The sequence below is a fragment of the Stenotrophomonas sp. GbtcB23 genome, from assembly GCF_019091045.1.
Lineage (GTDB): Bacteria > Pseudomonadota > Gammaproteobacteria > Xanthomonadales > Xanthomonadaceae > Stenotrophomonas > Stenotrophomonas rhizophila_A.
The window spans coordinates 1-7,275 of the sequence record NZ_JAGXKC010000072.1 but is presented as its reverse complement, the minus strand read 5'-3'; the positions used below and the strand labels follow the sequence as shown (position 1 = coordinate 7,275).

Sequence of the window (7,275 nt, the reverse complement as noted above, 5' to 3'; positions counted from 1 at the left end):
CGGGCTTGCTGGCGAGGTGATGGCTTTCGCCAATCAGGGCCGTGACGTCCTGCCGTTCTTGCATGTAGCCAACCGGCTGCTGGAGGAAGGCGAGGACGTGGTGCTCAAGCTTCACACCAAGCGCTCCACCCACATGCAGCACGGCGCGCAATGGCGGCAGGAGCTCCTGCGGCAGTTGCTAGGCGATGGGCACGGTGCACAGGCGGTGGCGCGTTTTGCACAGGACCGTCAGCTGGGCCTGCTGGCACCGGCTGGGCATCTGCTGCCTGTGCGCGAGTACGTGGGCGCCAATAACGCCACGCTGCAACGGCTGCAGGTTCGGCTGGGCCTGCAAAAGGACATCCTCGGGGCGCAGTTCAGCGCCGGCAGCATGTTCTGGGTACGGCTGGCCGCGCTGCGGCCGTTGCTGGACGCGCACCTGCCACCGAGCGCGTTCGAAACCGAACAAGGCCAGATCGACGGCACCCTGGCGCACGCGCTGGAGCGCACGCTGGGTGCTGTCTGCCTCGAGGCTGGATTCACGGTCGTCACGTCGGGAACCGCCAGCAGCGATTCAACCTACGCTTACGCCAAGCGCGGCTGATCCGCGCGTCGGCGAGGCGTGCGGATCGGTGCCATTCCTGCTCAGCTGAAGCTGACGCCGGTCTTTTCCTTCAGCTCCTCGCTGCTCACGCCCGGCGCGGCTTCGACCAGCTTCAAGCCAGCGTCGGTAACGTCGAACACGGCAAGGTCGGTGATGATCCGATCCACCACGCCCACGCCGGTCAGCGGCAGGGTGCACTCGGGCAGGATCTTGTGCTCGCCGTTCTTGGCGGTGTGCTCCATCAGCACCACCACGCGCTGCACGCCGGCCACCAGGTCCATGGCGCCGCCCATGCCCTTGACCATCTTGCCGGGCACCATCCAGTTGGCCAGGTCGCCCTTGTCGGTAACCTGCATGGCGCCCAGGATGGCCAGGTTGACGTGGCCGCCGCGGATCATCGCGAAGCTGTCGTGGCTGCCGAAATAGCTGGCCCCTTCACGCGCGGTGACGGTCTGCTTGCCGGCGTTGATCAGGTCCGCATCCACCTCGGCTTCGGCCGGGAACGGGCCGATGCCGAGCAGGCCGTTTTCGGACTGCAGCCACACGTCCACGCCGTCTGGAATGTGGTTGGCGACCAGGGTCGGCAGGCCGATGCCCAGGTTCACGTACGCACCGTCGGTGAGCTCGCGGGCGGCGCGCTGCGCCATTTCATCGCGGGTCCATGCCATCTCAGTTGCCCTCCGCACGCACGGTGCGCTGTTCGATCCGCTTCTCGGGAGTGGGGTTGTGCACGATGCGGTGCACGTAGATGCCGGGCAGGTGCACCTGGTCCGGGTCGATGCTGCCGACCGGCACCACTTCTTCCACTTCCACCACGCACAGCCTGCCGGCCATTGCGCAGGCAGGGTTGAAGTTGCGCGCGGTCTTGCGGAACACCAGGTTGCCGGCCTCGTCGGCCTTCCACGCCTTGACCAGCGCCACGTCGGCGCGCAGCGCGGTTTCCATCACGTAGTGCTTACCGTCGAACTCGCGGGTTTCCTTGCCGTCGGCCACGACGGTGCCGAAGCCGGTGGCGGTGAAGAAGGCGGGAATGCCCGCACCGCCGGCCCGCAGGCGCTCGGCCAGGGTGCCTTGCGGGTTGAACTCCAGCTCCAGCTCACCGGCCAGGTACTGGCGTTCGAATTCCTTGTTCTCGCCCACGTAGGACGAAATCATCTTCTTGATCTGGCGCGTTTCCAGCAGCTGGCCCAGGCCGAAGCCGTCCACGCCGGCGTTGTTGGAAATGACCGTCAGGCCCTTCACCCCGGTGTCGCGCAGCGCGGCGATCAGCGCTTCGGGAATGCCGCACAGGCCGAAGCCGCCGACGGCCAGGGTCTGGCCATCGGCCACCGCACCCTGCAGCGCTTCGGCGGCGCTGGCATAGCGTTTGCCGCGCCGGCCGTTGTCTGGGGACTTGCTCATCTACGCCCTCACCTCGTTGATGTAAGGGCCCATTGTAGCCATTGCCGGTAGCGTCCCCGGCTGAAAACGCTTCCCATACATCGCAGCGGCTAAACTCGCCTACTGACTACAGAAAGGACCCCCGATGACCCTCCCCGCATTCAAGGCGTATGACATCCGCGGCCGCGTGCCGGACGAGCTGAACGAAGACCTGGCGCGGAAAATCGGCGTGGCGCTGGCGGCCCAGCTGGAGCCAGGCACCGTGGTGGTCGGCCATGACGTGCGCCTGACCAGCCCCGCCCTGCAGGACGCCCTGGCCGCCGGCCTGCGTGGTGCCGGGCGCGAGGTGCTGGACATCGGGCTGTGCGGTACCGAGGAGGTCTACTTCCAGGTGGATCACCTGAAGGCGGCCGGCGGGGTCATGGTCACCGCCAGCCACAACCCGATGGACTACAACGGCATGAAGCTGGTCAAGCAGCAGGCCCGGCCGATCAGTTCCGACACCGGCCTGTTCGCCATCTCCGACGCGGTCGAGGCGGACACCACCACTGCCGTGGAGCCCAAGGCGGGCATCCAGTCGCATACGGACAAGAGCGCCTACATCGAGCACCTGCTCAGCTACGTTGACCGCGCCGCGCTCAAGCCGCTGAAGCTGGTGGTCAACGCTGGCAATGGCGGCGCCGGCACCATCGTGGACCTGCTGGCACCGCACCTCCCGTTTGAGTTCGTGCGCATCGCCCACGAGCCGGATGGCAGCTTCCCGAACGGCATTCCCAATCCGCTGCTGATCGAGAACCGGGAGATGACCGCGCAGGCCGTGCTCGAACACGGTGCGGACTTCGGCATCGCCTGGGATGGCGATTTCGACCGCTGCTTCTTCTTCGACCACACCGGCCGCTTCATCGAAGGCTATTACCTGGTCGGCCTGCTGGCCAAGGCGATCCTGGCCCGCCAGCCCGGCGGCAAGGTGGTCCACGACCCGCGCCTGCTGTGGAACACCGTGGAGATGGTGGAAGACGCCGGCGGCCAGGCCGTGCTGTGCAAGAGCGGCCATGCCTTCATCAAGGAAAAGATGCGGGCCGAAGACGCCGTTTACGGCGGCGAGATGAGCGCGCACCATTATTTCCGCGAGTTCGCCTACGCCGACTCCGGCATGATTCCGTGGCTGCTGATCGCCGCGCTGGTGTCTGAAACCGGGCTCTCGCTGGCCGATCTGGTCGAAGAGCGCATGCAGAAATTCCCGTGCAGCGGCGAGATCAACTTCAAGGTCAGCGACGCCAAGCTGGCGGTGGCGCGGGTGATGGAACACTTTGCTTCCTACGCCCCTACGCTGGATCACACCGACGGCATCAGCGCGGATTTCGGCCAGTGGCGCTTCAACCTGCGCAGCTCCAATACCGAGCCGCTGCTGCGCCTGAACGTAGAATCGCGGGGCGATGCGGCACTGCTGCAGCAGCGCACCGATGAGATCTCCCAGCTGCTCAAGGCATCCTGAGGCACAGCCTGATGAACGACATCCTTCCGGTCATCCTGTCTGGCGGTTCCGGCACGCGGCTGTGGCCGCTGTCGCGCGAGGCCTACCCGAAGCAGTTCCTGGCCCTGGCCGGTGAGCAGACCATGCTGCAGGCCACCTGGCAGCGGGTGGAGCCGATTGCCGGGCGGGCACCGCTGGTGGTGGCCAACGAGGAACACCGGTTTGTTGCCGCCGAACAGCTGCAGCAGCTGGGCGTGGTACCGCAGGCAATCCTGCTGGAGCCGGTCGGCCGCAACACCGCGCCGGCCATCGCCGTGGCGGCACTGGAAGCCACGCTGGAGGACGGCGACCCGGTCCTGCTGGTGCTTCCGTCGGACCATGTGATCGCCGATGAAGCGGCTTTCCGCGCGGCGGTGCTGAGCGCCCTGCCTGCCGCGCAGGAGGGCAAGCTGGTCACGTTCGGCATCGTGCCGACCGGGCCGGAGACCGGCTATGGCTACATCAAGGCCTCCTCGGGCGGTGCGGTGCGGGCGGTCGACCGGTTCGTCGAGAAACCCGATGCAGAGACCGCACGGCAGTACGTCGAGTCGGGCGAGTACTTCTGGAACAGCGGCATGTTCCTGTTCAAGGCCTCCCGCTATCTGGCCGAGTTGGAGCTGTTCCAGCCTGAAATGCTGGTCGCCAGCCGTAATGCCTGGCAGCTGGCGCGACGCGACACTGACTTCACCCGCCTCGACAAGGACGCCTTTGCCGCGGTGCCGGCCGACTCCATCGATTACGCGGTGATGGAAAAGACCGCCGATGCCGTGGTGGTGCCGCTGGATGCCGGCTGGAACGACGTGGGTTCGTGGACCGCACTGCGCGACGTTTCACCGCAGGATGCCGATGGCAACGCCCACCACGGTGATGTCATCGCAATCGACTGCCGCAACACCTACGCGTACGGCGAGCGCCTGATCGCGCTGGTGGGGCTGGATGACGTGATCGTAGTGGAAACCGATGATGCGGTGATGGTCGGGCGCAGCGACCGCATGCAGGAGATCAAGCAGGTGGTGGCGCGGTTGAAGGCCGATGCACGGCCGGAAGCGACTTGGCACCGGAAGGTGTACCGCCCTTGGGGCGCGTACGACTCGATCGACAATGGTGACCGGTTCCAGGTAAAGCGGATCACGGTCAAGCCGGGCGGCACGCTGAGCCTGCAGATGCACCACCACCGCGCGGAGCACTGGGTGGTGGTCAGTGGAACCGCCGAGGTAACCCGTGGCGATGAGGTCATCCTGCTCGGCGAGAACCAGAGCACGTACATTCCGCTGGGTGTTACCCACCGGTTGCGCAATCCGGGCAAGCTGCCGTTGGAGCTGATCGAGGTGCAGTCCGGCAGCTATCTTGGTGAGGATGACATCGTGCGGTTCGAGGATACGTACGGGCGGAGTTGAATTTTCCTGTAACGAGACCAAGAAAAGGGGCGGCCCGATAGACCGCCCCTTTTTTTGCAGTGCGTACCCAACTACGGTGGGCATCTACCCCCGATTGATCTGGGTCGATCGCTTACTCTACCGTCACGCTCTTGGCCAGGTTGCGCGGCTTGTCCACGTCGGTACCGCGCGCCAAGGCTGTGTGGTACGCCAGCAGCTGCACCGGGATGGTATGCACCACCGCGCTGAGTGCGCCAACATGCCGTGGCGTGCGGATGACGTGCACGCCTTCGGATTCGACGAAGTGGCTGTCCTGGTCGGCAAACACGAACAGCTCGCCGCCGCGCGCGCGCACTTCCTGCATGTTGGATTTGACCTTCTCCAGCAGGCTGTCGTTCGGCGCGATCACCACCACCGGCATGTCTTCATCCACCAGCGCCAGCGGGCCGTGCTTGAGCTCGCCAGCCGGGTAGGCTTCGGCGTGGATGTAGGTGATTTCCTTGAGCTTGAGCGCGCCTTCCAGTGCGATCGGGTAATGCAGCCCGCGGCCCAGGAACAGCGCGCTGTTCCTGCGCGCGAAGCGCTCGGCCCAGATGGCGATCTGCGGTTCCATGTTCAGCGCATGCTGCACGCTGCCCGGCAGGAAGCGCAGCTGCTCCAGGTACTCCGCTTCCTGCGCGGCATCGATGCGGCCGTGCAGCTTGCCCAGCACCACGGTCAGCTGGAACAGCGCGGCCAGCTGGGTGGTGAACGCCTTGGTCGAGGCCACGCCGATCTCGGCACCGGCACGGGTGTAGCAGACCAGTTCGCTGGCGCGCGGGATGGCGCTTTCCGGCACGTTGCAGATCGACAGCGTGTGCAGGTGGCCCAGCGATTTGGCGTACTTCAGCGCCTCCATCGTGTCCAGGGTTTCACCGGACTGGGAGATGGTGACGATCAGGTGCTTGGGGTTGGCATACGCGGCGCGGTAACGATACTCGCTGGCAATCTCCACGCTGCACGGCAGGCCGGCGATGGATTCGATCCAGTAACGCGCGGTCAGGCCGGCGTAGTAGCTGGTACCGCAGGCAAGAATCTGCACGCCTTCGATGCCGGCCAGCACGCTTTCGGCGTTCTTGCCGAACAGCTCGGCCGGGAAGCCTCCGGCGTCGATCGCCGCTTCGATGGTGTCGCCCAGCGCGCGCGGCTGTTCATGGATTTCCTTCTGCATGAAGTGGCGGTACGGGCCCAGCTCCAGCGAGGCCAGCGACACATCCGACTGGTGCACGCCACGGTCCACCGGCTGGTTGTGTTCGTCATACAGCTGCACGCCATCGCGGCGGATGTCGGCGGTGTCGCCCTCTTCCAGGAAAATCACGTTGCGGGTGGCCGAGATCACCGCTGACACGTCGGAGGCCACGAAGTTCTCGCCCTGGCCCAGGCCCACCAGCAGCGGGCAGCCCATGCGCGCACAGACGAAGTGGTCCGGCTCGGCGCGGCTCATCACCGCCAGCGCGTAGGCACCGGTCAGTTCCTTGACCGTGCGCTGCAGCGCCGACAGGAGGCTGTCGCCGTTCTTGAGGTTGTGGTGCATCAGGTGGGCGATGACTTCGGTGTCGGTCTGCGACTCGAACACGTAGCCCAATCCGCGCAGGCGCTCACGCTGCTCTTCGTGGTTTTCGATGATGCCGTTGTGCACCAGCGCCACGCCGTCACTGATGTGCGGGTGGGCGTTGGCTTCGGTCACGCCGCCGTGGGTGGCCCAGCGGGTGTGGCCGATGCCCAGTGTGGCGTCGAAGCCTTCGGCCAGGGCGGCCCTTTCCATTTCCGCCACGCGCCCGGTGCGGCGCACGCGGCGCACGTCGGCTTGGGTCTGGTCCAGCACCGCGATGCCGGAAGAGTCGTAGCCCCGGTATTCCAGCCGCTTCAGTCCTTCGATGAGTACAGGAACCACGTCGCGATCGGCGATCGCCCCAACTATTCCACACATTGCATCGTGCCCGTAGTGATCCAATCCCCCATGATACAACTGTTCAAAGTTCCAATCAGCTGGCATAGGGAAAGGGATTTTCAGAAACCCCTGACATATTCAGTCATGTCCGTTCAGGAATCCCGCGCTCCCTCAATCTGCCGATCGGGGGGCCGAATCATCTATAGCGGCGTGGTTATGCTCTGAAAGGCGGTCCCGATCGATGAACGATGGGGTCTCGCCAAGGGCAATGGCCTTGTAACCCAATGCGCGCGAACCAGCCATGCTCAAATGGCCCGCATCGTAGTACACAGGCCTTCCATCGGACACTGCCCTGCAGGATTGCCGATCGCACAACAAGGGGTGCAGATCCAATACAGTCACATTCGGGTACCTGCCTGCCAGCTCCGACAGGTACTTGTTGACGTCGTTCTCCAAACCCTGCGACAAGGGGCGTTCGGTCTTGCAGTGAAGC

The 7,275-nt window shown here is 65.3% G+C and carries 7 protein-coding genes; 3 read left to right on the top strand and 4 right to left on the bottom strand.

Annotated elements, in window-relative coordinates:
• Positions 1–583, top strand: a 583-nt coding sequence (locus KVS69_RS17365) for a rhamnan synthesis F family protein (RefSeq protein ID WP_302675380.1), incomplete at its 5' end; no start/stop codon positions are given.
• Positions 584–624: 41 nt separating this feature from the next.
• Here KVS69_RS17365 and KVS69_RS17360 read toward each other — a convergent pair.
• Positions 625–1,251: a CoA transferase subunit B gene (locus tag KVS69_RS17360; RefSeq protein ID WP_217539172.1), complete on the bottom strand. Its 627-nt coding sequence runs from the start codon at positions 1,249–1,251 to the stop codon at positions 625–627.
• 1 nt (position 1,252) lies between these two features.
• Positions 1,253–1,984 (bottom strand): CoA transferase subunit A, encoded by a 732-nt coding sequence (locus KVS69_RS17355; protein WP_217539171.1) that lies wholly within the window; start codon positions 1,982–1,984, stop codon positions 1,253–1,255.
• A gap of 124 nt (positions 1,985–2,108) precedes the next feature.
• On the opposite strand from KVS69_RS17355, the gene KVS69_RS17350 reads away from it, so the two are divergent.
• Both KVS69_RS17350 and KVS69_RS17345 read left to right on the top strand, forming a co-directional pair.
• Positions 2,109–3,458, top strand: a complete 1,350-nt coding sequence (locus KVS69_RS17350; RefSeq protein ID WP_217539170.1) for a phosphomannomutase — start codon at positions 2,109–2,111, stop codon at positions 3,456–3,458.
• An 11-nt stretch (positions 3,459–3,469) separates the two neighbouring features.
• Entirely contained in the window at positions 3,470–4,873 is a 1,404-nt protein-coding gene (locus KVS69_RS17345; RefSeq protein WP_093536198.1) for a mannose-1-phosphate guanylyltransferase/mannose-6-phosphate isomerase, read from the top strand.
• A gap of 112 nt (positions 4,874–4,985) precedes the next feature.
• On the opposite strand, the gene glmS is transcribed toward KVS69_RS17345, so the two are convergent.
• Positions 4,986–6,821, bottom strand: a complete 1,836-nt coding sequence (gene glmS / locus KVS69_RS17340) for a glutamine--fructose-6-phosphate transaminase (isomerizing) (RefSeq protein WP_217539168.1) — start codon at positions 6,819–6,821, stop codon at positions 4,986–4,988.
• Positions 6,822–6,953: 132 nt separating this feature from the next.
• Positions 6,954–7,275 (bottom strand): SGNH hydrolase domain-containing protein (locus KVS69_RS17335; RefSeq protein WP_217539166.1); only part of this gene is annotated, 322 nt, incomplete at its 5' end.

What these genes read in the sequence shown, in the direction of transcription:
- KVS69_RS17360 (WP_217539172.1), bottom strand. Translation starts at nt 1,251, where the DNA reads ATGGCATGGACCCGCGATGAAATGGCGCAGCGCGCCGCCCGCGAGCTC.
- KVS69_RS17345 (WP_093536198.1), top strand. Translation starts at nt 3,470, where the DNA reads ATGAACGACATCCTTCCGGTCATCCTGTCTGGCGGTTCCGGCACGCGG.
- KVS69_RS17350 (WP_217539170.1), top strand. Translation starts at nt 2,109, where the DNA reads ATGACCCTCCCCGCATTCAAGGCGTATGACATCCGCGGCCGCGTGCCG.
- KVS69_RS17355 (WP_217539171.1), bottom strand. Translation starts at nt 1,984, where the DNA reads ATGAGCAAGTCCCCAGACAACGGCCGGCGCGGCAAACGCTATGCCAGC.
- glmS (WP_217539168.1), bottom strand. Translation starts at nt 6,821, where the DNA reads ATGTGTGGAATAGTTGGGGCGATCGCCGATCGCGACGTGGTTCCTGTA.